A 22,662-nucleotide genomic window follows, 5' to 3' on the forward strand; every position below is an offset into this window, starting at 1 on the left:
GCACCAGTGTTGGTCCCGCCGCGATGGGATAAGGCGGGTTAGTCCGGTGTCCGGGTGCTACTTACCACTGTGGTTGCCGTCAGCCGTAGAAAGAAGTGACCGGAGGTGTACTGCGCGGGTACCCTCGCGCCACGGAGTCGGTAAGGGGAAAGCCGATGGCTACTTGTGCTCGGTGGACAGGCGTTGAAACCAAGGCATTTCGAATGGCGTTGCGGCTCAAGCAAGGACCGTTCGCGGAGTTCGTCGGCGTCTCGATCGACAGCGTCAAGAAGTGGGAGCGTCGTGGGGCTACCATCACGCTGAGCAGCGACTACGCCGCGCGCATGGACATGAGGCTTGCGGCCGCGAATTCTGCTGTCTTACAGCGCTTTCAGGCGCTGCGCGAGTCCGAGGCGACGTCGAACACCGAGGCTGTCGAACCCGCCGTTCCCCTGGGTGCGGACGCTGATGATTGTGTCGTAGTCCCAGCTCGCACCGTGACCGGGGAGGTCGTTCTCGTTTCACTACCTCGACGAAGCTTTGTCACCGGAATCGGTGTCGGTACTGTGTGGGCCGCCGTATCGAGCAACAAGGCATCGGTGGGACTCTCGTTGGCCCAGAAGGCATTCGCGGGGATGTTCGCGAACGCTCAGATCGACCACGTAAAGCATTTCGACTCGTTGAGGATGTCGCTGATCGAGTCCGACAATATTTACGGTTCAGCGCACACCCTGCCACACGTGATAAGTGCTCTCGATCTGCTGGCTCAACTCAAGCGGTCCAAAGTCGGTGACCCCGAGGGCATTCTGCGAATGTGTGCCATGTTTGCCGAGACTGCCGCGTGGCAGTTTCAGGATCAGCGAGATTTCGTCAACGCCCAGTTCTGGGCCGCACGTGCGCTGCAGTGGTCACATCAGTTGGCGGACGACTATTGCATCGGCCTGTCACTGGTGCGGATGAGTCAGTTGGCGTGTGACCGGGGCGACGGCGAAGAGGCCGAGGAATTGGCCGCCGCCGCACAACGTACTGCGCCGGATGATTCACTCTTCGCTGCGGCGTCCTCGACGTTTCGCGCTCACGCGCTGGCGCTGGATCACGACCATGCCGCAAGCGCGCGCACCTACGATCACGCCCGTGCAATCGTCGAACGGGCCGACAATGATCCGAAGTGGGGGATGTTCCTGGATGACTCGTACATCGATGTACATCAGGCGCATACGTTCGCTGAGATCGGTGAATTCGGCAGTGCGACAGCTCGGTTCGCAGACGCGATGTCCCGCATGCAACCGGGCTATCCGCGCGACAAAGGGGTCTATCTCGCTCGCGCCGCGGTGGCCCACATGAATGCTGGAGAGATCGAACCCGCAACTTCGTCAGGGCTCGAGGCGTTGCGGATCGGAGTGGGAACGGGGTCGGCGCGCATCCTGCACAAGGTTCGGCACTTGTCAGGCATGATCGATGCTGCCAGTACCCAACCGGGCGTCGCGGAGTTCCAGGACGCCTTCGCGACCTGGAAGGCGCAGGAGTGGTCCGACCCAACGTAGTGCTCTCCGTCGCTGTCAGCCTCGATGGCTACATCGACGACACCATTCCTGAACGGTTGTACCTCTCCAACGAGAGTGACTTCGACGGAGTGGACCAGTTGCGTGCGGAGTCCGATGCAATCCTGATCGGTGCTGAAACGGTTCGGCGAGACGACCCCAGACTGTGGCTCAGGAGCCAAGAACGGCGAGATGCACGGGTGGCCGCAGGGAAACCGGCGAATCTGTTGAAGGTCACCGTGACTCGCACTGGGAATCTCTCACCGGATGCTCGGATGTTCCATCACCACGTCGAAGCGGGTCGGCCGATTGTCTACACAACTGTCGATGGTGCCGAGTCGATCGGCGACACGCTCGATAGCGTGGCAGACGTTGTCGCGATCGCCGATCTCGACTTCTGGGGAACGCTCCTGGAGGATCTGGGCCGACGTGGAATCGAGCAGCTCATCGTCGAGGGCGGAACCCATATCCACACCGCGTTTCTCGAAGCAGGGCTCGCTGATGAGCTGCGCTATGCGATCGCACCCCTTCTGATCGGTCAGATCGATGCACCTCGATTCGTAAACCCCGGCGCATTCCCCGGTGGATCGCGCCGGCGGCTCGAGTTGGTCGATTGCACCCCTTTGGATGACGTGGTGGTCTTGCGTTACCGCCCCAAACGCACCAGCACGACGCCTTCCGGTCAGTAGCGGTCGTGGGCGTTCAATTCTCGGATGGCCTCGCGTAGGGCTCAGTACTCGCCGCGTACGAGATTCTGCAGTGGCTCACCCGCGAGATACCGCCCGATCTCTTCGGTCGCGATCGCCCACCCGCGCTGTCGACTGCCTCGGCTGCTGCCGCCGACGTGTGGGGTCAACAGCAGTCCGGGGGCGTCCCAGAGGGGGTGGCTCGGCGGCAGGGGTTCGGGGTCCGTGACGTCGAGAATCGCACGCAGACGGCGGCTTTGGAGTTCGGTCAGCAGGTCCTCGGTGCGAACGACCGGACCGCGGGCCGCGTTCACCAGGATCGCGCCGTCGGACATGCGGGACAGGAACGCGGCGTCGACCATGCCGGTGGTCTGGCTCGTGACCGGGACGACGAGTACGACGACATCGAAATCGCCCAGCAGAGAAGGGAGTTCGTCCACACCGTGCACGCCCTCGCGGGCATGGGTGCCCACCACGCTCACCTCGGTGTCGAACGGTTCGAGCTTGCGCCGCATTTCGTCGGCGAGATTGCCCGCGCCGACGATCAGAATCCGCTTGCCGTGCAGGGAATCCGTCTGATGCTGGATCCATCGGTGCTCGCGTTGGGCGGTGGCGAATTCGGTGAACTCCCGGTAGACCGTGAGCAATCCGGTCAGCGCCCATTCGGCGGTACTGGCCCCGTGCGCGCCGCGCGCGATGGACAGCGCCACGCCCTCGGGCAGTTTCCCCACCCAGGACTCGGCCCCGGCGGTGAGCAGTTGGACGAAACGCAGCTTCGGGAGCGCCGAGACCATCCGCACCGCGTCGGGGCCGACGAGGAATCCGGGTACCAGGATCTCGGCCTCGTCGGCCCCGACAGGGAGCGGGTCTCCCGGTGTGAAACGCACCGCGCGCGCTCCCGGAAGCCGAGAGACCGCCGATAGGCCGTAGTCATCCGGAACCAGCACTGTCACCGTCATGGGTGCGACGCTAGCGGACGGGCCTATCGGCGGTCACGGGTGTCCGGATCGCGCGATGGGGCAGAGCAATCAGTAATAGTGTCGACGGCCGCCGATGGGGCGCCCGGCCGAGCCCAGTGCCCACAGCACCAGACCTGCGATCAGAACGATGATTCCGATGGTGGTCAGGATCGGGATGCCGACCAACCAGCCGATGACGAGCAGAACGAGTCCGAGAACAACCATGATGCATTCCTAGCGTGAGATTTACTTGGAGAGGGTTTGCGCCTTCGGCGGACTCTGGCGGTTCATGAAGCGGTTGAACGACCAGGTGGGTTTGGAGTCGGTCGCCGCCGCGACCGGTGGTGCCGTCGGAGCCTTCACAGGCTTCGGCGCGGGCGCCACCACGGGCTTCTCGACAGGCCGAGCCGCCACCGTGGTCGTATCGAGTTCCTTTCGCGCCGCGGCCATTTCGCGACGCGACTGCCGCAGTTCGCGGCGTGCGGCCATGCCGCGCCGTGAGCTGCTCCAGGTTCCTGCCAGCAGCATGATGAGCCCGCAGGTGCCGATGGCGCCGACCAGAATCCCGTAGGCGAACAGCGTGCCCGAAGACCCGCTGTAGGTGTGGTCGAACACCGTGAATCCGTCAGTGAGCGTATGGCTGTCGCCGCTGTTGGCCTGGATCCCGGCCACCCCCACGGCAACCGCACCGAGGAGGGCGATGAGCCCGATGATGATGAACATGTTCCGGCAATGCCCCCCGGTTGGACACTCAAACCGGCAGGACGACAGGATGTCCTCCCGGTCACGGCGTGTTTTTGAGTTCGTGCGGCGTTTCGCTCCTCGACTGGCCGACGGCCTCTGCCCCGTAGGCCACCAGCACATCGAACAGGGGCAGCTGCATCGGCACCGCGCGCATCAAATCTGCGGTCGGGTTCGCGACGTGGAGCCTGCATTGCGGTCGGACGAACGTGTGCCGTTCGGATCCTTGACCGTCGAGGATCAGGTCGCGACCGCGGCATGCTCGGTCAGGCGTCGGTGAGTCCGGGTTAGCCGCTGGTGAACTGTCGCGATGACGCACCGACGTGGTCGGAACTACCTGTGCGAACACCACCGCTACGATCCTCGAGGAGGAGCCTTCTCCTGATGTGGTTTCGGTCAGACCGGTGGGGTTCCGACTTGGTGGCTTCGGCCTCGCCTCAACGGTCCTCTTCCGAACAGCCCGGCACCTGCCAGCTCCAAACTCGAAGCCGCGTCCCGTAACGCCCACCAGACAACGCTGATGGCGACCCGCGCGTGCTCCCTCGCCTGCGATAGCCCACGACTGTCCTTCGCCAATCAGCTGACATTCTGTGCCTCCCGCGAGCAAGCAGCTAACACCCTTCTCGTTGCGGCGATTGCATGGTCGTCAGACCAGGAACATCAGCTCACGAACGGGACCTGCTATGAACAGGAAAGTCAACATTGCCGGCATCGCAGCGCTTGCGCTACTTTTCGGCAGCCCAATCGCCGCGGCACTTCCCACCAGGAGCAGCGGCGACCATGCCCCGGCACCCACCCGGCAGCCCTCCGTCACTATCGGCGACTACTGCGCCTCGACCTATGCGCCAACCCAGACCGTCGCGGAGACGGCGGATGGACAGACGGTCTACTGCGTCCAGATGAAACGCACCGACGCGTATGTGTGGTGGCCGGCGAACGAGAAACTCCCCGTCGACCCCCATATTCCGGTCAAGCCCGGCAACGCCTGCCTCGGCGAAGGCGAAAAGTGGATCGACAACGAAGGCCGGCCGATCGAATGCGCCAGAACTCAGAACGGGCGCCTGCGAGGCAACCTCGTGTGGCAGCTCACTCATTAATCCGCTGATTCGCGCGCAGTAGATATTCATGTTGGTAGCGCGACCGGCGAACGTGCTGATGGGATCCGCCCTGGCCTCGGACCGGCCCAGTTGCCGGTGTACCGATCTTCAGCGCTGGTGCGTTGCCGGTGTTCTTCGCTCGGGGATCACAATCGCGATGGTGTGGTTCCCGATGGGGTATGTGTGCTGTGCTTGCCAGGTCCCAGAGTCTAGAAACAGATCGAGCCGGGTGATGAGTTCATCGGCTCCGGTCAAGGTGTCGGTCTGGGTCGTGGTGAGCGGCAACAGATATCGCCGTGCGCTCACGGTGTCGTCGGGTCGCCATCGAAACGACACGATGATTGCCTCGCCGATGCACGACACCGCGATGTCGTACAGGTGGACCCAGGGAGTACGGCCTGAGGGGGCGATGTGTGGCGGCTGGGTGTGCCCAGCTGACCCACTGGCATTCTTCACCGATCGCACCGCAGGAGTCGGCAACGGATCCGACTCGACAGACTCGAAAGCGGATTGGAAGCGCAGTCCGTGCACGGGTTCTATGCATTCGAGCAAAACAAGCCGATGAGTCAGGTGCTGTGGTTTGCGGTCGGAATCGGCTGGAAGGTGTTGGGGCACAGGCTAATGTGCGGGGTATGGGTTCCGGCATCACGGCAGGTGTCTTCGGGCTACTCGGCGCATTGGTCGGCGGAGCTGCCACGTTCGCGGTGAACTGGCTGAATCTGCGTGGTCAGCGGGCTGATGCCACGAACAAACGCAGGAGTGCGCTGCGGGATCGGCAGTACGACGCGCATGTGGCGTTCTTGACGAAGGTGAATCGTTTCGTCGACTGTGCACGAGAGCTCGGTGAGGCGTTGTCCGCACCATCTGCTTCGCTTGACCGTAGGAACAACGCTTTTGCCGACCACATGCGGGCCTGGACGGACTACTACGAGACAACAGCATCGGTCCAATTGGCTGGTCCGGCTGTGTTGACGGGCATCACGCGTGATCTGCAAGCCGCGGTGATGAAGTACTCGATGAAGCTTATCGACTGGCAGAACGACGATCCCGGGGTGAGAACTCGGGAGGAGTGGCTCGCAGTGCTCGGGCCACTGGCCAGAGATGCCCTGGCGGCACGAGCTTTATACATCGACCGCTCGGTAGAGGTATTCAGCCCTGAGGGATGACGGCGTGACGCCGAGGCGATCAGAGGGTGTTCGAATACTGGGCGGGACTGACTGCCCGTCGATCTCGGCCGACGTGTGGGTGTCATCGCCAGGCCACATCTCCTCGGTAGGGTGACCTCTCGTGGAATCAGGGAACGAGCTCGAGGACTTGCGATCCGCGCTGTCCTGCGTCTACCGGAAACTCGAGGCCGAGACCCTCACTCACCCTGACAGCGTCGAACTGGTGGCCCGCGCCGGGACACTGGAGGATCGGATCGACACGATCCTGGACGCCGTCGAGGTAGAGGCCGAGACCGGTGACCGGCTGCGCCCGAACCCCGACTCTTCCTCCGACACCCTCTTCTGACCGGCACCACGGCCCTCGGCTACCTGAAGTGCCGAGGGCTGTGGTGCGTCGCCGTGCTACTTCTGTGCCGACAGACTGCTCAGGAGACCACCGATCACCGGAATCGAGCTCGCGCTACCCGTTCCGCCGGAGGGCGTGGGGGGCGGTGCGCAACTCGCTCCGGAAGGAGCGGTCTGGACGACATCGATCATCGCCGACCCGAAGATCTTCGGCGCGTAGCTGTACGGGTCGAAGGATGCGACGGCGGTGATCTGGTGCTGTCCGGTGCCGGTCGGCGTCCACTGCAGCGTGACATCCTTGCCTGCCACATAGGTTTTGACGTCGGTGATGTGCGTATTCAGCTGCGTCACATACGAATAGTCGTAGAACGAGAACTGAAAGAAGCCCGGGGCCTGCGCCTGCAACACGGCAGCGTCGGCGGCGGGCAGCGTGACCGTGTACGCCGTCCCGACGCAGTAGGCCGACGATGTGGCAACGGATATATCTGCTGATGCGGTCGAAGCCGAGACGATGGTGGCCACCCCCATCGCCGCAACCGCGGCGATACCGACTGTCGAACGAGCGAAGACCGACATGGTGATACTTCCTTCTCTTGTCGAAAATCCCCGTGTGTCAAGGGGACTGGCGCAGCGTATCCCAAGTGACCGACATCATTTTCAGAATGAATCGGGGTGGGCGCGAACCTGCATTACGACTGCGCGCTCCGCTCGACTGTGATGCCGAAACCGCGCTCTACAGCGACTGCGCGGAGGGCCCGTCCGGAACGATGCCGCGAGTGTTGGCCTCGGTACCCCACACCAGGCAGAACGTGTGCCCCGCGGGATCGCGGTAGACCCTGAATCGGTCCTCGCCGACGGCTTCTTTCACACGAGTGGCGCCGAGTCGCAGCACATCTGGCTCCGCGAGCTCGATATCGCCGACCGTGATATCGAGATGGATCTGCTGGGATCCTCGGGTATCCGGAAACTTCGGTGGCTCGTGGTCGGGTGCGAGCTGGAACGCCAACCGTAGCCCCTGCGGATCGGTCAGTACCGACCATCCCGCGTCCTCGTCCTCGACCGTGCCTCCGAGGAGTTTCCGGTAGAAGCGCGCCAGCTCTGCCGGATGTTTGCAGTCGAGCACCACCGAACGAAGGTTTCCGATCATGAACTTCGGGTTGCCGATCCGTCGCCCACTAAACCCGGCAGTGGCAATCGAACCGTTTCCCGGGGCGAATGCGGTGCCGACGACAATCCCTGCGAGAACGCGGGGCATGGAGTGAGAGCACGAGTGGGGACGGTCGAGAGCCGTGCGAACACCCTGCGGTGACAGGAGAGCAATCCCCGACGGCAACTGTCCGCTGTGCGGACGAAACACGGTGTGCAGGGAATCGCGGTGAGTCCGGCAACGCTCGCGGCGCGAGTCACCGCGCTCGGAGGCTGAGACTCGCCGCAGCGAGCGTCGACTGTGTAATCCGCAGTAACGCAAGTCGATTCGTGGCCGGAGGCGGAACCGGCTCGGGGAAGCATTCGAGGCGTCCGCGCAGCGTGGTGCGGTTAGGATTCGGCAGGGGTTCGGGGCGGTGCGCGCGCCACCCACTGCGATGTCGGCCGTAGACGGATACGAGGTTCACGCGATGGCTCAGCCGGTGTTCAGCATTCTGACCGTGGTCGAGGGGGCCGGGGCGCGACTGGGGGAGTTGATCGACTCGGTTCGGGCGCAGACGTTCCAGGAGTGGGAGTTGATCGTCATCGACGAGATCGGTGGGGCGCAGGCGGTGGTCGAGGGGTACGGGGATGCGCGAATTCGGGTGTCGCGGTGGGAGAGCCGGGGCTTCGGGGCGGGGGTGAATCATGCGGCGGCCTCGGCCAGGGGTGAGATCTACACGGTGGTGCGGGCTCATCACCGACTGATGCCGGAGTTCTGCGAGCGGACGGTCGCGCTGCTGCGGGAACACCCCGAGGTGGACGTCGTCACGGTCGATGCCGTCGGATTCACCGAGGACGGTGGTACGAGCCTGCGAACATTCCGGAGCGAGGGCGGAGTCACCGCCGAGCCGGGATTCGATCATCCGGTGACGCTCGCGGAGTTCGTCTCGGGCTCGGTGCTCTATTACTCGGCCGCGGTGCGCGCGGCCACCTGGCATGCCGACGGCGGGTACCCCGTCGATCTGCCGACCGTCGAAGGTCTCATGCTGTTCGCGCGAATGCTCGCGCAGGGTAAGGACATTCGGGTGCTTCCGGAGACCCTGGCGGGCTACCCCGTGCCCGAGGATCCGGCGGTGCACCGCGTCTATCAGGACAGTTTCCAGTCGGCGTTCACCCGGATCGAAGAGCTGACCGACGATCCGGCGGTCCGCGCCGCGGTGCGGGAGAAGCTGCGCGATATCCGCTTTCACCAGGCCATGGGCAAGGCGCGGGAAGCGCTGTCCGGCTCCGATGCGGTGTCCGCGCGTGAGCAGGTCCGCCTCGCGCTGCGCCAGCGATTCGCGCTCAAGCCCGCGATCGTCTTCGCGGCGCTGACGGTAGCTCCCGGCGGGCTGCGGCGGGCACAGTCGGCCAAGCGTGCACTGCGCTCCAAGTGAGACCTTTCAGACGCACGGTCGGCCCGAGACCAACTCCTCAGAACAACCCTCCGCCCGCGTGCAGCGACTGGCCGGTGACCCAGCGGGCATCGTGCGAGACCAGGAATCCGACTATATCGGCGAGATCGGCGGGCTCGCCGATGCGGCCGAGAGGAGTCAGTGCCGCGACCTGCTCGATCATCGTGGGATCGCCGGAGGTTGCCAGTGCCTCGGTTCGGGTCGCGCCCGGCAGGACGCTGTTGACGGTGATCGCTCGGGAGCCGAGTTCGCGGGCCAGCACCCGAACGAGCTGTTCGCCCGCCGCCTTTCCGGCGGCGTAGAGGCCGGTGCCGGGGCGGTGGGTCGCGGTGACTCCCGAGGAGACGAAGACGATGCGGCCCGCCTCGCGGACTCTGGTGGCCGCTTCGCGCAGTACCAGGAAGGTGGCTCGCGCATTGGCTGTGAAGATCAGGTCGAAGTCGTCGTCGGTGGCCTCGGCGAGAGGTCCGAAGGAGGCCGTCGCGGCATTGTGCACGATGATGTCGAGACCACCGAAATGCTCATGGGCCGAATCGAACAACCCGCGCACCTGCGCGACGTCCCCGATATCGGCCCGCACGGCCACCGCGTCCGCGCCTGCGGCCTGGATCGTCTTCACGACCTGCGCCGCGTCGTCGGCGTTCGAGTGATAGTTCACGACCACCGCCGCGACCTGCGTGGCGAGCCGCTCGGCTATCGCCCGCCCGATCCCGCGTGAGCTTCCCGTCACGAGGGCGACCTGCTCGTTCAAGGGCCGAGTCCGTGCGGCCGAGCCCGCGTCGGTCACGGCAATAGACCCAGCGCGGTGCGACCGATGACGTCGAGAATCGCATCGGTGTTCGGCGGGTGGAGTTGGCCGGTGCGCACGTCGCGGTACAGGCGTTCGAGTTTGTTGCGGCGACTCACCGAGGACGCTCCCACCACCTGCACGGCGATATCGACGACCTGTTTGGCGGTGCGGGTGGTGAACTCCTTCGCGGCGAACAGGCGCGGGACCGCCCACGCGCCGTGGTCGATTCCGGCGTCCGCGTCGCGGGTCGCGGTTTCGAGCAGGGCGAAAGCCGCGTCGAGCTGGATTTCGGCTTCGGCGATCTGCCGCTGGATCGCTGGTTTCGCGGCATGGCCGGCGACGCCCGGTATCAGCGAGGCGCGCGTCTGAGCGCTCTCGATCGCGAGATCCAGTGCGCGGCGGGCGATCCCGAAGTAGACGTTGGACACCAGCGGCAGGTACCAGCCGAGAATCCCGTTGATGTACGAGGGATAGGGCGCGCCCGGCGCGTGGCGTCCGACGACCGTGGCGGCCTCGGCTCGCACGTTCTCCAGGATCGTGTCGTCGCTGCGAGTCGCACGCACCCCGAGGGTGTCCCAGGTGTCCTCGGTGCGTATGCCCGGCTGGTCGCGGGCGACGAACAGGTGCACGATCGCGGGATTCGCCGGGTCTGAGTCGTCCCGGGCGTGGATGCCGAGGGTGTCCCACACCGGGGACAGCGAGGTGAAGGTCTTACGGCCGTTCACCAGGTACGAGCCGTCGGGCTGCGGTACGGCCTGTACCACCGAATCATCAAGTCCCACATCATTTCCGCGCTCGCCGTGACCGGCTGCGAACACCTGGCCGTCGCGGATCGAGGACAGCAGCCAGGTCAGATCCTGTGCGCCCGAGGCGGTCAGCGCAGCGGCAGGCCCGGTCCAGTACAGGTGCATGTTCACCGCGAGTGCGGTCGCGGGCGCCCAATAGGCGAGTTGCCGCTGTTCCCTGGCAAGTTCGGACAGCGTCAGACCGCGACCACCGAATTCGGCAGGGACGGCGGCCCGTAGGTATCCGACGGCGCGCAGTTCCTCGAAATCCTCGATGAAGAAGGCATTCTCGGCGTCGTATCCGGCGGCACGGGCGTGGAATCGCCGGTAATCCTCGTCGGTGAAATACGCGCTGGGAGCACTCGACGCCGAGCGCGGTGAGGTGGTGCTGGCTATCACGGTGTCGTATCCGGTGACGGGTTGTGCGGTACTGGTCATCGGTGCTCTCCCTGGGTCGGGTCCGCTCGTACTCCGAGGCAGGGCGTGGCCCGCGCGCCGACCGCCGTCGTGTCCATGCCGAAGTATCCGAGCCCAAGGGAATCCGGCGATACCGTTAGAATCGGCCCGATCACATCGCCGTTCAGCAGGAGCGGTGCGTGCATCGTGGAGGACATTCGCTCGGCGCCGGGCGCTCGCCACTTTCGCGGGCACCGCACTATCGGCGGTACCGGTCGCCTGCAGCTCCAGTGGGACCGCCCAGACGGACGTCATCGATCGACTCGACATCCTGTGGGCACCGGCGTCGGGGTCTCACCACGGAGGCGGCAGACAGATCACGGAGCGCTCGATCCGCGGATTCTGCCCGCCCCGTGGAGCGTGCTCGCCACCGCCGGTCGGCTGTGGAGCGGCGGCACCCTGGCCCTCGATATCGAGACCTCGCCGTGGCGTGCGGCTCAGGGCTTCGCGCTGGGCGAGGCATTCATCGGCGGTACGGTCGGCGTCGGTGTCAGTGCCGACGTCGATAGGGTCTGAAAATGCGGAAGAAGCCCGGCCGGGTATGAGTTGTGCTCAGCGACCGCGTGTTCCCGCGCGCGGTCGCGGCACTGTTCGTGGCGCGGTGAGCAGCACTTCGGGAACGTCTACGAGGAGGTACTGGTGTGAGTTCGGTGAATGGTGTGGCGGTGGAGGTGCCCACCGCGGATGGCGTCGCCGACGCCTATCTGGCGAGTCCGGACGACGGGCTCGGGTATCCGGGTGTCCTGATGCTGATGGACGGCATCGGGCTTCGCCCGCAGCTCGAGAGCATGGCGCGGCGGATCGCCTCGCACGGGTACACCGTGCTGCTCCCCAACCTGTTCTATCGGAGCGGGCGCGCACCGCTGGTGCCGCTGCCCGAGTTCATCGATATGAGCACCACGACGATCTTCTCGGAAATCGGCCAGCTGATCCGGTCGTTCACCGCTGAGCAGGCCGTGCGGGACGCGGGGTACTACCTGGATTGGCTGGCGGCGTCGCCGCTGACCATCGGTGACCGGGTCGGTGTGACCGGGTACTGCATGGGCGGGCGGAACGCGCTGCTGATCGCGGCGCACTATCCGGATCGGATAGCGGCGGCCGCGGGCTTCCACAGCGGTCAGCTCGCCCCCGACGCTCCCGACAGTCCGCACCTGCTCGCCGGCAAAATCACCGCCGAACTGTATTTCGGCCACGCGGACGAGGACCCGTCGCTGCCTCCGGAGCAGATCGAGCGCTTGAACACCGCGCTCACCGAGGCCGGGGTCACCTTCCGCGCCGACGTCTACCCGGGTGCGGGCCACGGCTACACCCAGGCCGACACCAGCCGCTATCACCCCGAGGGCGACGCCCGGCACTGGCAGGAACTGCTCGCCCTTTTCGACCGAAACCTGTGAGGGGACGCGCCGGTGATCGTCATCACCGGCGCACTCCGCCCAGTACCGCGCCGGGGTCACGTCCGAATCGTGGCGGCCGCCTGTCCTCATCCCGTGGTGAGCCGCGCCACAGGCTTCCCGCCGCGCTGAAGCCTTCGCCCCGCACGATGCCGCCATTGCTGATATGACAGTCGCAGTCAGCAAAGTAGGAGCGCGATGATCGACAGCCGGCCGGGTGAGGCTACTGGTGGGCAACCAGGTGGAATCGTCGCGTTCACGGCGTGCGTCTCGCCACCACCGGGCTCCGCCGCGTTATCGCGCTCTCACCTCGGGCCGCGAGGTGGGGTCGATGACCGACATTCGTGACCCGCTGACCGCGCGCGGGGCGGATCTGGTGGGGCGGGAGACGGAATGCCTTGTGCTGCACGGGTTCATCGACAAGGTGCGGAGCGGTTTGAGTGACGGCCTGGTGCTGGCGGGGGCGCCGGGGATAGGCAAGACCCGGTTGCTCGAATATGCCGCCGCGTCGGCCGAGGGTCTTCGGGTGCTGCGAACCTCGGGGATCGAGTCCGAGTTGCCGCTGGGGTTCGCCGCACTGCATCGACTGCTCAGGCCGTTCCTGGATCGTCGTGACCGAATCCCCGAACCGCAGCGGGTCGCGCTGGGTGCGGCGTTCGGTCTGGTCACCGGTCCGGCGCCGGACCGCTTCCTGGTCGGGCTGGCCACCCTGAGCCTGTTCGCGGACCTGGCCACCGAATGCCCCGTGGTGTGCCTGATCGACGACGCGCAGTGGCTCGATCGCGAATCACGCGAGGTATTGACCTTCGTCGCCCGGCGACTGCACGCCGAGGGCGTCGGGCTGCTTTTCGCGGTGCGCGAGCTGCCCAGTGACACAGCGGTTTTCGATGGGCTATCGGTACGGCCGGTGACGGGACTGCCCGAGGCCGCGGCCAGGCAACTGCTCACCCGCGCCGTCGAGGGCTCGCTCGACGACGCGGTCGCCCGGGACCTGGCCGAGCAGACCGGCGGCAACCCGCTCGCGTTGACGACCCTGGCGTCGTCGCTGACGACCACGCAGCTGAGCGGAGCCGCGTCGCTGCCCGATCCGCTGCCGATCGGCGCACGGCTGGTGACCTGTTTCCTCGAGCGAATCCGGTTGCTGGCCAAGCCCACCCAGGATCTGCTCCTGCTCGCATCGGTCAGTCCCATTCGGGACGAAGCCTTGCTGTGGCGGGCGGCGGCGCTGCTCGGTCTGTCCGAGGCCGACGCCGACGGTGCGGTCGAGGCCGGTGTTCTGGTGCGCGGCAGCGGTTTCGGGTTCTCCCATCCGCTGATCCGTTCCGCCGTGCACGGTTCGGCGCATCCGGGCGGGCTGCGCCGGGCCCATCAGGCGATCTCCGCGGCCTGCGATCCGGACCACGACCCCGACACCCGGGCCTGGCATCTGGCCGCGGCCACCGCGGGCGCCGACGAGGCGGTCGCGCGCGATCTGGAGATGTCCGCGGAGCGTGCCCGGGTGCGCGGCGGATACGCGGCCGAGGCGCTGTTCCTGGCACGCGCGGCCGAGTTGACGCCGGTGGCGTCGCGTCGTGACGAGAGACGGCTGGTCGCGGCGCAGGCCCATCTGATGTGCGGTGATCCGCACTCCGCGCAGCGCTTGCTCGCCATGATCCAGCCGGTGCGCACCCTCCCCGCGCTCCGGGCCAGGATCTGCTGGCTGAACGCGGCCATCGAGACGTATTTCTGCCGGTTCGAGGACCAGCCCGCCGTATTGCTGTCCGCCGCAGCCGAATTGGAGGGTGTGGACGGCGATCTGGCCTGGCTCCTGCTCGCGCAGGCGCTGAGTTCGGCGATGCTGTCGCGCGAGGACACGGTCGGCACCACGCCGGTCGAGGTGGCCCGTGCCGCGCTGCGCGCGATCGGCGGGCGCTCGTCGGAGATGTCGGTGTACGACCTGTTCATCGTCGCCCTCGCGACACGGATCAGTGCCGGGCATGCGGCGGCGGTACCGCTGTGGCGCAAGGCATTACATGCCCTGCGTGAAGACGAGCTCGCCGAGATGGGCATGCCCCTGGCGGTGTTCGCCCATTTCGCGTGCGACGAACTGTGGGACGAGCAGACCCGGCACGTCGTGTTCGCGCGGCTGCATGCCTTCGACAGGGAGAACGGCGCCCTGGTCGGATTGCGGGTCGTGCTGGAATGCCAGGCGGCCGACGCGTTGCGGGCAGGCCGGCGCGAGGTGGGCGCCGCCCATCTGGCGGAGGTCCGCGAACTGCTGACCGTGATCGGGCTGCGGGACGAACACAGCGTGCAACGACTGGAACTGCTGGTCTGGAGCGGCGCGGAGGCCGAGGCACGTGCTCTCGCGTCGACCGTCGACGGGGCGGACTTCCCGGCGCGGGCCATGCAGGCGGTCGCGGTCGCCCGCTACATGACCGTGCTGGAACTGAGCCTGGGCAATTACGCCGCCGCACTGGACCGGGCGCGGTTCCTCTACGCCGAAGACGTTCCGGGACACAGCAATCTGGCGCTCGCCGACATGGTCGAAGCCGGGGTCCGGGCGCAGGACCCGGCGGCGGCGCTGCTGGCCTGCGCCAGGCTGGACGCCCAGGCGCGCGCCAGCGCAACACCCTGGGCACTGGGATCGTTGGCTCGTGCGCGGGCGCTGCTGGCGCAGGACGACGCGGCCGACGGCCTCTACCGGGAATCGATCGAGCAGCTCGGGCGCAGCGCGATCGTCGTCGATCTCGCCAGAGCCCACCTGCTGTACGGAGAGTGGCTGCGTCGGCGAAAGCTGCGAACGCGTGCCCGCGAACACCTGCGGCTGGCCTTCGAGATGTTCTCCGCCGCCCGAGCCCCGCTCTTCGCCGAGCGGGCTCGGGCCGAACTGGCCGCCACGGGTCAGCGGGTGCCGCGCGCGACCCTGACTGTCGCTCCCCAGCTCACACCCCAGGAATCGCAGATCGCGGCACTGGCGGCCGACGGCCTGACCAACACCGAGATCGCGGCTCGCCTCTACATCAGCACCTCCACCGTCGAGTACCACCTCACGAAGATCTTCAGGAAGCTCGCGGTGACCTCCCGCAGACAGCTCCGTTCGAGACTCGGGGCCGGGGACCGGGGTGAACCGCTGGGGGTTTCCTCTGATTCGCCGATCGGTCTGCCCCAGGTCTGATGAACGGGTCCACTCCACCGAAATCCCAGGGAGACATCGTGACCGAGACTCCGGTCGTTTTCATCCACGGACTCTGGCTGCACTCGGCGTCCTGGCAGCCGTGGCTCACGCTGTTCCAGGACCTCGGCTACCAGGTCTCCGCACCCGGCTGGCCCGGTGAGGCCGACACCGTCGAGGCGGCCCGGGCCACGCCCGACGACGTGGCGGGCCACGGGATCGACGACGTGGTCGAGCACTACGCCGCGATCATCGCCGATCTGCCCGCCCCGCCGATCCTGATCGGGCATTCCTTCGGCGGTATGGTCGCGCAGAAGCTGCTCGGACAGGACCGTGCGCGCGCCGCGATCGCCATCGACGCCGCGCAGATCAAAGGCGTACTGCCGCTGCCGCTCTCGGCGCTGCGCTCGACCACGCCGGTATTCAAGAACCCGGCCAACCGGAACAAGGCCGTCTCGCTGACCGAGTCGGAATTCCGGTACGCGTTCGGCAACGCGATCCCGGAGCAGGAGTCCGACGAACTGTTCGAACGCTGGACGGTGCCCGCGCCGGGCAAGCCGCTGTTCGAAGCGGCGGCGGCCAACTTCAACCCGCACTCCGCGGCGAAGGTCGACACCGCCAATGCCTCGCGCGGCCCGCTCCTGCTGATCACCGGCGGCAAGGACCACACCGTTCCCGAGGCCGTCACCCGCGCGACCCTGAAGCAGTACCGGCATTCCGAGGCGGTCACCGATCTGCTCGAATTCCCGGATCGAGGGCATTCGCTGGTGGTCGATCACGGCTGGCGCGAGGTCGCCGACGCCTGCGTGTCCTGGTTGCAGAACCAGGAGCTCTGAGCACCGCGATGCTGGACCTCAACCTCGCGGGCAAGGTCGCCGTGGTGACCGGCGCGGGCCGGGGCATCGGGCTGAGTGTGGTCAAAGCGCTTGCCGCCGAAGGCGTCTCGGTGGTCGCCGGATCCCGCACCGGGAGCAAGGATCTGACCGAGCTGGCCGCCCGCGACGAGGTGCGGAGCGTGTCGGTCGATCTGACCGCCCCCGACGGGCCGCAACGGTTGATCGACGAGGCCGTGTCCGCGTTCGGTGGAATCGATATCGTCGTCAACAATGTCGGCGCGGTCGTTCCCCGCGTGCAGGGGTTCCTCGCGGTCACCGACGAGGACTGGCAGTGGGCGCTCACGACGAACCTGATGGTCGCGGTGCGCACGGCGCGGGCGGCGCTGCCGCACCTGATCCGGCGCGATACGTCGGTCATCGTGACCGTCAGCTCCGTCAACGCCTTCCTTCCCGATCCCGGCGTCATCGACTACTCCGCGGCGAAGGCGGCGCTGTCCAACTTCAGCAAGTCGCTCTCGAAAGAGTTCGGGCCCCAAGGGGTTCGGGCGAACACCATCTCGCCGGGGCCGGTCACCACGGCGCTGTGGCTGGGGGATCAGGGCGTCGCGGCCGTGGTCGGTGCGGCGGCGGCCGCGGATCCCGACGAGGTGGTCCGGCAGACCGCGGCGCAGAGCGCCACGGGACGTTTCACTCATCCTCAGGAGGTCGCGGATCTGGTGCTGCTGCTGGCCAGCGAACGGACCGCGAATGTCACCGGCGCGGACTTCGTGATCGACGGTGGACTCGTGCAGACGCTCTGACGGCGGATCGTCCACGCCCGGGAGAGTGGTCGGGGCCTCGTGCGGGCGGCGGTGGGGCCCCGACCATACAGCGCCGTCATTGGGTCCGTTGCAGGCGGACTCGACGCTCCCGAGCCGCTCCGAGTAGCGGCCCGCGTCTGTGCGGCGCCCACGCTACCCATTCCCTGGGCACTCGTCAAGATAATGCTTGACAAGTGTCAAAGAGTTCTCTCCGGCCGGAGAGCGAATGCGGCGCAACTCATAATCGGAATCGTCATGAGCACAACCGATGTCGGGTGATGAGATGTCTCGATAACGTCCGGGCACAGACCATCGGCGCGTACGGAAGAGACATCACCCATGAGCTACGGCCCCTTCGAACAGACCTATGCCGCCGCGGAGGATCGCTACGAGCGAGTGCCCTATCGGCGCACCGGGCGTTCGGGTCTGGACCTGCCCGCGTTCTCCTTCGGGCTCTGGCAGAAGTTCGGCACCGACTACGCGTTCGCGACGCAGCGCGACATCATCCTGCACGCCTTCGATCTGGGCATCACCCACTTCGACAATGCCGATCGCTACGGTCCGCCGCATCGGGCCGCGCAGCAGAACTTCGGCCGGGTGCTGAGCAAGGATCTCGCGCCCTACCGCGATGAGCTGATCCTCTCGACCAAGGCGGGCAACGCGATCGGGCCGAGCCCGTATCTGCGTGGGGGATCGCGCAAGTCGCTGCTCACCTCGCTGGAACACAGTCTGCGCGACCTCGGCACCGATTACGTCGACATCTTCTATCACCACAGCCCGGACCTGGACACGCCCCTCGAGGAGTCGGTCGGCGCGCTGGTGAGCGCGGTGGAGCAGGGCAAGGCGCTGTACATCGGCATCTCCAACTACCAGCCCGATCGCACCCACGAGGCCGCCGAACTGCTGCGCGCCGCCGGTGTGCCGCTGCTGCTCCATCAGGCCCGGTACTCGATCTACGATCGCCGGCCGGAGCGGAACGGACTGCTGGACACCGCGGTCGAGGACGGCTTCGGTGTGATCGTCTACTCGCCGCTGGCGCAGGGCCTGCTGACCGACAAGTACCTCGAGGCGATTCCGGAGGGTGCGCGTGCCCGCAACAGCACGTTCCTGTCCCCGGACGTGATCGACGAGACGTACCGGCAGCGCACCGCCGCGCTCGACAAGATCGCCGCGGCGCGTGGGCAGTCCTTGGCACAGCTGGCACTGCAGTGGGTGCTGCGACGGCCCGAGGTGACCTCGGCGCTGATCGGCGCGAGTTCCACCGCGCAGCTCGACCACAATATCGCCGCTCTGAGCTTCCCTGCGCTCACCGAGGAGGAGCTGGCGCTGATCGAGGAGCACGGCGTGCACGGGACCGGTCTGGGGCTCTGAACCGCAGGCGGCGGTGAGTCGCCCGGCGCCGAGAAGTCGAGGCCCGGTCGGTGGGATCCACCGGCCGGGCCTCCTCGAATGCGTTGCCGCCGTGCGCTATTCGCTGTCCAGCAGTGGTAACAGCTGGTTGCCCTGGCGTTCGATCTCCGGCAGGTACGGGGTATCCGACAGCACGAAATGGGTGATGCCCAGGTCGCGGTACTTGCGTAGCGATGCGGCGACATCCTCGGGGGAGCCGACCAGCCAGGTGGTCCCGGCGCCGCCACCGCCGAACCGGCCGGGCGCGGTGTAGAGGTTCTCGTCCAGCACGTCGCCCCGCGCGGCCAGGTCCAGCAGTCGCTTCTGTCCGACGGCGGTCCAGTGATCGGCGTGCTGCTGTGGAGGGGTCCGGCCCTCGGCCATCCGCGCCACCTTCGCCTCGGCCTCGGACCATGCCTGTTCGGTGGTGTCACGCACGAAAGTGGTCACCCGCAAACCGAATTCGAGTGGCGCGTGCTCGCGGCCGATCTCCTCGCTCAGCGCGCGGAGGCGTTCGATGCGGGCGCGGACGCCGTCGAGCGGTTCACCCCAGAACAGTTGGACATCGGCCTCGGCCGCGGCCACTCGCTCCGCGGCCTCGGACGCGCCACCGAAGTAGAGTGTCGGATGCGAGCGGTCACCGCGCGGCGTGATCCGGGGGACCGCGGTGGAATCGGTGACCCGATAGTGCTCCCCGCGATAGGTGACGTTCTCCCGCGTCCATAGTTGGCGCACCAGCTGCATGAATTCCCTTGTGCGCCCGTAGCGCTGGGCCTGATCCTCCACCTCGGCCCCGTAGGCGGCCAGATCGTCCTTCCCGGACACGATATTGACGCGCAGCCTGCCGCCGGACAGATGATCGAGCGTCGCCGCGGCGGTCGCGAAATTCGCGGGACGCCAGTACCCCGGCCGGATCGCCACCAGCGGTTCGAAAGTGGTCGTGCGGGCCGCGAGTGCGGTGGCGACCGTGAAGGTGTCCGGACGGCCCCAGCCCGCACCCAGCAGCGCACCCTTCCAGCCGTGTTTCTCGAGTGCCGTGGCCTGAGTGGTCAGGGTGTCGAGACTGTTGTGATCGTCGGAGACGACGTCGCCACGGTGTCCCGCACCGACCTGATTCGGGATGTACCAGAGGTATTCGGAACTCATATGTTCTTCCTGTGCGGTGGACGGCGGGAATGACGGGTCAGAAATGCCCGGCCTCGGGAAGCTGTGTGTCATTGACGAGAAGGTCGCCGAGGGCCCGCGCCTTGTAGACGGTCGGGTTGTGCGAGAACAGGGTTCGCAGATTGCGCCAGTGCCGGTCGTGGTGCGCCGAGGCGCGGGTGGCCGACGCGCCGCCGACCTCGAAGATGCGTGCGGCCGCCCGCAGCGCCGGTTCCTCGAGGGCCACCTTCACCTGGGCCGCCAGGACCGAGGCGTGATGTTCGAGGGCGGCGTCGATTCCGGTGGCGCGGGCGGCGTCGAAGGCGCGATCCTGGGCCTGCGCGGCGATGCGCACGGTTGCCTCGGCGGCGAAGGCGGTGGCCGAGATGGTGCCGATGACCTCGAGCAGTTGCGGATCCTCGCGCGGCTGCTCGGCCGTGGCGAAGACGAACGTGCGGCGGCGACCGCGCACCAGTGCCGCCGCGTCGGCCGCCGCCGCGCGCAGGATGCCCGCCGCGATGGCGTGCAGGTAGAGCTGCGGGAATGACTGGCGCGGCGGCACTTTCGAGTCCGCGCCGCGCCACGGCAGCGTTTCGTGTTCGCCCACCAGCACATCGGTCAGGACGGTGGTGCCGCTTCCGGTGTGTCGCTGCCCGATTCCGTCCCAATCATCGAGATGCTCGATGCCCGCACGATCGGTGGGCACCACCGCGGTGAGCAGCCCCCGCTCCGGCACCTCGGCACTGACCCGGACGTAATCGCAGTAGAGCGTGCCCGTGCTGTAGAACTTGCGCCCGTTGAGGGTGTACCCGCCCTCGGGACGCGGGACGAGCGTGCTGTCGTACTGCCACGATCCGGCGGCGCGGTCACCGAGTTCGGTGAGCGCCCCACCGAACAGCTTGCCCGCCAGCACATGCGGGATCCACGCCGATTTGGCCTCCGTGCGCGGCAGCCGGAACAACTCCTCCACGAACCCGAAATGGATGCGCAGAATATGCGGCACATCCGGGTCCGCCTCGCCCAGATCGATGAGCAATTCGAAGAGCTCCGAGGCAGTCCAACCCCCACCGCCGAGATCCGCCGGCACCCGAACAGCCCCGAGCCGCAACCGTTTCGCCGCCGCGACGGCCGCGAACGGCGGCTCCGCGACGGCCGCGAACGGCGGCTCCGCGACGGCCGCGAACGGCGGCTCCGCGCCACCGGCGTCCCGCCGCCGCGCGGCATCGGCCGCCACCTCCGCGACGAAGGCGAGCAGCTCCGGCGAACCAGGACGCGGCACGGGCACGAGGCCGGCCTCGTGATCGGGCCGTGCGGGCGAGCGGTCGGGCGACGTGCGAGTCTCGGGCTCGTTGTCGCGGCCGGACGTTGTCGTTTCGTCGACGGGCGAGTGGTGGTCGAGATCGCGTACGTCCGCGGTGTGCGGTCCGGTGGCGTCCGGCGAGTCGAATGAGAGTGCGCTGGAGAGAGATTCGCCGTTGTACTGGATGGAGGTGGTGTCGGCTCTGGTCAAGGTAACTCCTGGAACGATGAGTACGGTCGGTGTGCCTCGGGCGCGGCGCTACGCGGTGGTCGCCGCACGACGCGAGTCACGCCGCGCGGCGAACTGGTTCGCCGGTTCGGGGATGCCGAGGTGACCGCGCAGCGTGGTGTGGCGGTACTCCGCCCGGAACACGTCCGTTCCGCACGCGGTCGTGAATCATGGAATCGACTGGGCGCGGTCGGTTTTCGCACCCCTCGCGAATTCAGTATCCGAAGCGGGCATCGGGCGAACAACACAGCCGATCTACGAGCATCGTTTAGTTTTTCTCGACGATCGCCGCTCACGAGGCCAGGCGCAGCGGCTGGGCCACCGTGCGCAGCGCGTGGATGGCCGCGGCCACCGCCGGGCGCTCCAGCGAGGCCCGCCGATAGGTGACCCCGACCTGGCGATTGCCCCCGGCCACCGGGCAGGCGATGAGCCGGTGATGCTCGGGCGAGACCGACATCTGCGGCACGATTGTCACGCCCAGCCCGTACTCCACCATCTCGGCCATGGCCGCGAAGCTGGCGCTGCGATGTTCGATGCGTGGCGCGAAACCCGATTCACGGCAGGCGTACAGCACCGAGGCGATCGAGGGCGCACCGTCGCGCGCGGTGATCCAGTCCGCATCGCGCACCGCGACCAATCCGTGCTGGCGTACCCGCTCACGCAGCGCGTCCGGAGCCAGCAGCACCAGCGGATCGCTGAACAGATACTCCGACTCCAGCCCGAGCGGCAGATCGCGGGCGCGGAAGGAATAGGCATAGGAAATGGCCAGGTCCACCTCCTGCTGACGCACCGCGGGCACCGAATCGACCGGCATCAGATCGACCACGCGCACCCGCAGCCGCGGATATTGTTCGCGCAGCTGGGCGGCCACCGGCAGCGCCAGCCGGGTTTGCGCGGTACGGAAGGTCGCCAGCGTCAGCACCCCGGTGATCTGCTCGGCCGTGGCCGCCACCGCGCTCTCGGCTTCCTCGAGAGCCGCGATGATGCGGGAGGTGTGATCCACCAGCACGCGCCCGGCCGAGGTCAGCCGCAGTACCCGGCCCTCCTTGCGGGTCAGTACCGTGCCCACCTCCTCCTCGAGGATGCGCAACTGCTGCGACACCGCCGAGGTGGTGATGCCGTGCAGCTCCGAGACGGCGGTCATCGTGATGTGCTCGGCCAGGTCTCGCAACAGGATGAGACGTCGGATGTCGTACACGTCTGCCTCACTTTCGCCCCGGCGTCGATACTTCGCGCACCGGCGTGTGAAGAAAATCCTTACGATCAGGGCGATTCTGTGTAGCCGCTGTGGAAG

At 67.0% G+C, this 22,662-nt stretch carries 23 protein-coding genes; 12 read left to right on the forward strand and 11 right to left on the reverse strand.

Features of this window, described 5'->3' with window-relative positions; translation table 11 throughout:
• Window positions 1-203: 203 nt before the first annotated feature.
• Together NJ1_RS06675 and NJ1_RS06680 are read left to right on the forward strand one after the other, a co-directional pair.
• Complete coding sequence (locus tag NJ1_RS06675) at window positions 204-1,523, forward strand: NsdA family TPR-like regulatory protein (RefSeq protein WP_067688930.1); 1,320 nt, start codon at window positions 204-206, stop codon at window positions 1,521-1,523.
• Window positions 1,505-2,209, forward strand: a complete 705-nt coding sequence (locus tag NJ1_RS06680) for a RibD family protein (protein ID WP_067688933.1) — start codon at window positions 1,505-1,507, stop codon at window positions 2,207-2,209. The genes NJ1_RS06675 and NJ1_RS06680 overlap by 19 nt, the downstream gene beginning before the upstream one ends.
• A gap of 41 nt (window positions 2,210-2,250) precedes the next feature.
• Here the strand turns inward: NJ1_RS06680 and NJ1_RS06685 are convergent, their stop codons facing one another.
• From NJ1_RS06685 to NJ1_RS38795, 4 genes are all read right to left on the reverse strand, one after another.
• Window positions 2,251-3,165, reverse strand: coding sequence for a 2-hydroxyacid dehydrogenase (locus NJ1_RS06685; protein WP_067688937.1), 915 nt, complete (start codon window positions 3,163-3,165; stop codon window positions 2,251-2,253).
• Between the two features lie 69 nt (window positions 3,166-3,234).
• The gene (locus NJ1_RS39675; protein WP_169813101.1) at window positions 3,235-3,390 is read right to left on the reverse strand and encodes a DUF6131 family protein; all 156 of its coding nucleotides are present in this window, start codon (window positions 3,388-3,390) and stop codon (window positions 3,235-3,237) included.
• 21 nt (window positions 3,391-3,411) lie between these two features.
• On the reverse strand, window positions 3,412-3,888 hold the full coding sequence (locus tag NJ1_RS06690; RefSeq protein ID WP_067688940.1) for a LapA family protein: 477 nt from the start codon (window positions 3,886-3,888) through the stop codon (window positions 3,412-3,414).
• Window positions 3,889-3,949: 61 nt separating this feature from the next.
• Complete coding sequence (locus tag NJ1_RS38795; RefSeq protein WP_157573800.1) at window positions 3,950-4,258, reverse strand: hypothetical protein; 309 nt, start codon at window positions 4,256-4,258, stop codon at window positions 3,950-3,952.
• Between the two features lie 331 nt (window positions 4,259-4,589).
• On the opposite strand from NJ1_RS38795, the gene NJ1_RS38800 reads away from it, so the two are divergent.
• From NJ1_RS38800 to NJ1_RS06710, 3 genes are all read left to right on the forward strand, one after another.
• Complete coding sequence (locus NJ1_RS38800; protein ID WP_157573801.1) at window positions 4,590-5,003, forward strand: hypothetical protein; 414 nt, start codon at window positions 4,590-4,592, stop codon at window positions 5,001-5,003.
• A 632-nt stretch (window positions 5,004-5,635) separates the two neighbouring features.
• Complete coding sequence (locus tag NJ1_RS38805; RefSeq protein ID WP_157573802.1) at window positions 5,636-6,169, forward strand: hypothetical protein; 534 nt, start codon at window positions 5,636-5,638, stop codon at window positions 6,167-6,169.
• Between the two features lie 121 nt (window positions 6,170-6,290).
• Window positions 6,291-6,515 (forward strand): hypothetical protein, encoded by a 225-nt coding sequence (locus NJ1_RS06710; RefSeq protein ID WP_067688953.1) that lies wholly within the window; start codon window positions 6,291-6,293, stop codon window positions 6,513-6,515.
• Window positions 6,516-6,571: 56 nt separating this feature from the next.
• On the opposite strand, the gene NJ1_RS06715 is transcribed toward NJ1_RS06710, so the two are convergent.
• Both NJ1_RS06715 and NJ1_RS06720 read right to left on the reverse strand, forming a co-directional pair.
• Window positions 6,572-7,042 (reverse strand): hypothetical protein, encoded by a 471-nt coding sequence (locus NJ1_RS06715; protein WP_218025138.1) that lies wholly within the window; start codon window positions 7,040-7,042, stop codon window positions 6,572-6,574.
• Between the two features lie 205 nt (window positions 7,043-7,247).
• Entirely contained in the window at window positions 7,248-7,661 is a 414-nt protein-coding gene (locus NJ1_RS06720) for a VOC family protein (protein ID WP_067688959.1), read from the reverse strand.
• A gap of 469 nt (window positions 7,662-8,130) precedes the next feature.
• On the opposite strand from NJ1_RS06720, the gene NJ1_RS06725 reads away from it, so the two are divergent.
• Window positions 8,131-9,078: a glycosyltransferase family 2 protein gene (locus tag NJ1_RS06725; protein ID WP_169813102.1), complete on the forward strand. Its 948-nt coding sequence runs from the start codon at window positions 8,131-8,133 to the stop codon at window positions 9,076-9,078.
• Between the two features lie 37 nt (window positions 9,079-9,115).
• Here NJ1_RS06725 and NJ1_RS06730 read toward each other — a convergent pair whose 3' ends face one another.
• Window positions 9,116-9,847 (reverse strand): SDR family oxidoreductase, encoded by a 732-nt coding sequence (locus NJ1_RS06730; protein ID WP_067689229.1) that lies wholly within the window; start codon window positions 9,845-9,847, stop codon window positions 9,116-9,118.
• Between the two features lie 32 nt (window positions 9,848-9,879).
• The gene (locus tag NJ1_RS06735; protein WP_067688965.1) at window positions 9,880-11,109 is read right to left on the reverse strand and encodes an acyl-CoA dehydrogenase family protein; all 1,230 of its coding nucleotides are present in this window, start codon (window positions 11,107-11,109) and stop codon (window positions 9,880-9,882) included.
• Between the two features lie 378 nt (window positions 11,110-11,487).
• Between NJ1_RS06735 and NJ1_RS38810 the strand changes: the two genes are divergently transcribed.
• The 6 genes from NJ1_RS38810 to NJ1_RS06765 all read left to right on the forward strand — a co-directional run bounded on the left by NJ1_RS38810 (window position 11,488) and on the right by NJ1_RS06765 (window position 18,679).
• Window positions 11,488-11,643, forward strand: coding sequence for a hypothetical protein (locus NJ1_RS38810; RefSeq protein ID WP_157573804.1), 156 nt, complete (start codon window positions 11,488-11,490; stop codon window positions 11,641-11,643).
• Window positions 11,644-11,768: 125 nt separating this feature from the next.
• Entirely contained in the window at window positions 11,769-12,521 is a 753-nt protein-coding gene (locus NJ1_RS06745) for a dienelactone hydrolase family protein (protein ID WP_067688969.1), read from the forward strand.
• A 328-nt stretch (window positions 12,522-12,849) separates the two neighbouring features.
• On the forward strand, window positions 12,850-15,675 hold the full coding sequence (locus tag NJ1_RS06750; protein ID WP_084477821.1) for a helix-turn-helix transcriptional regulator: 2,826 nt from the start codon (window positions 12,850-12,852) through the stop codon (window positions 15,673-15,675).
• Window positions 15,676-15,713: 38 nt separating this feature from the next.
• Window positions 15,714-16,508 (forward strand): alpha/beta hydrolase, encoded by a 795-nt coding sequence (locus tag NJ1_RS06755; protein ID WP_245717250.1) that lies wholly within the window; start codon window positions 15,714-15,716, stop codon window positions 16,506-16,508.
• 11 nt (window positions 16,509-16,519) lie between these two features.
• On the forward strand, window positions 16,520-17,308 hold the full coding sequence (locus NJ1_RS06760) for an SDR family NAD(P)-dependent oxidoreductase (RefSeq protein WP_067689236.1): 789 nt from the start codon (window positions 16,520-16,522) through the stop codon (window positions 17,306-17,308).
• A 339-nt stretch (window positions 17,309-17,647) separates the two neighbouring features.
• Complete coding sequence (locus NJ1_RS06765) at window positions 17,648-18,679, forward strand: aldo/keto reductase (RefSeq protein ID WP_067688975.1); 1,032 nt, start codon at window positions 17,648-17,650, stop codon at window positions 18,677-18,679.
• 96 nt (window positions 18,680-18,775) lie between these two features.
• Here the strand turns inward: NJ1_RS06765 and NJ1_RS06770 are convergent, their stop codons facing one another.
• The 3 genes from NJ1_RS06770 to NJ1_RS06780 all read right to left on the reverse strand — a co-directional run bounded on the left by NJ1_RS06770 (window position 18,776) and on the right by NJ1_RS06780 (window position 22,566).
• Window positions 18,776-19,843, reverse strand: a complete 1,068-nt coding sequence (locus NJ1_RS06770; RefSeq protein WP_067688977.1) for an LLM class flavin-dependent oxidoreductase — start codon at window positions 19,841-19,843, stop codon at window positions 18,776-18,778.
• A 37-nt stretch (window positions 19,844-19,880) separates the two neighbouring features.
• Entirely contained in the window at window positions 19,881-21,125 is a 1,245-nt protein-coding gene (locus NJ1_RS06775) for an acyl-CoA dehydrogenase family protein (RefSeq protein WP_067689238.1), read from the reverse strand.
• Window positions 21,126-21,660: 535 nt separating this feature from the next.
• Window positions 21,661-22,566 (reverse strand): LysR substrate-binding domain-containing protein, encoded by a 906-nt coding sequence (locus NJ1_RS06780; protein ID WP_067688979.1) that lies wholly within the window; start codon window positions 22,564-22,566, stop codon window positions 21,661-21,663.
• Window positions 22,567-22,662: the final 96 nt, after the last annotated feature.

This window comes from Nocardia jejuensis NBRC 103114, assembly GCF_001613145.1.
Classification (GTDB): Bacteria; Actinomycetota; Actinomycetes; order Mycobacteriales; family Mycobacteriaceae; genus Nocardia; species Nocardia jejuensis.

Excerpts from the sequence above, each read along its gene's own strand:
- NJ1_RS38805 (WP_157573802.1), top strand. The coding sequence starts at position 5,636 with ATGGGTTCCGGCATCACGGCAGGTGTCTTCGGGCTACTCGGCGCATTG.
- NJ1_RS06765 (WP_067688975.1), top strand. The coding sequence starts at position 17,648 with ATGAGCTACGGCCCCTTCGAACAGACCTATGCCGCCGCGGAGGATCGC.
- NJ1_RS39675 (WP_169813101.1), bottom strand. The coding sequence starts at position 3,390 with ATGGTTGTTCTCGGACTCGTTCTGCTCGTCATCGGCTGGTTGGTCGGC.
- NJ1_RS06720 (WP_067688959.1), bottom strand. The coding sequence starts at position 7,661 with ATGATCGGAAACCTTCGTTCGGTGGTGCTCGACTGCAAACATCCGGCA.
- NJ1_RS06690 (WP_067688940.1), bottom strand. The coding sequence starts at position 3,888 with ATGTTCATCATCATCGGGCTCATCGCCCTCCTCGGTGCGGTTGCCGTG.
- NJ1_RS06750 (WP_084477821.1), top strand. The coding sequence starts at position 12,850 with ATGACCGACATTCGTGACCCGCTGACCGCGCGCGGGGCGGATCTGGTG.
- NJ1_RS06735 (WP_067688965.1), bottom strand. The coding sequence starts at position 11,109 with ATGACCAGTACCGCACAACCCGTCACCGGATACGACACCGTGATAGCC.
- NJ1_RS38800 (WP_157573801.1), top strand. The coding sequence starts at position 4,590 with ATGAACAGGAAAGTCAACATTGCCGGCATCGCAGCGCTTGCGCTACTT.
- NJ1_RS06715 (WP_218025138.1), bottom strand. The coding sequence starts at position 7,042 with ATGGGGGTGGCCACCATCGTCTCGGCTTCGACCGCATCAGCAGATATA.
- NJ1_RS06685 (WP_067688937.1), bottom strand. The coding sequence starts at position 3,165 with ATGACGGTGACAGTGCTGGTTCCGGATGACTACGGCCTATCGGCGGTC.
- NJ1_RS06770 (WP_067688977.1), bottom strand. The coding sequence starts at position 19,843 with ATGAGTTCCGAATACCTCTGGTACATCCCGAATCAGGTCGGTGCGGGA.
- NJ1_RS06725 (WP_169813102.1), top strand. The coding sequence starts at position 8,131 with ATGGCTCAGCCGGTGTTCAGCATTCTGACCGTGGTCGAGGGGGCCGGG.
- NJ1_RS06675 (WP_067688930.1), top strand. The coding sequence starts at position 204 with ATGGCGTTGCGGCTCAAGCAAGGACCGTTCGCGGAGTTCGTCGGCGTC.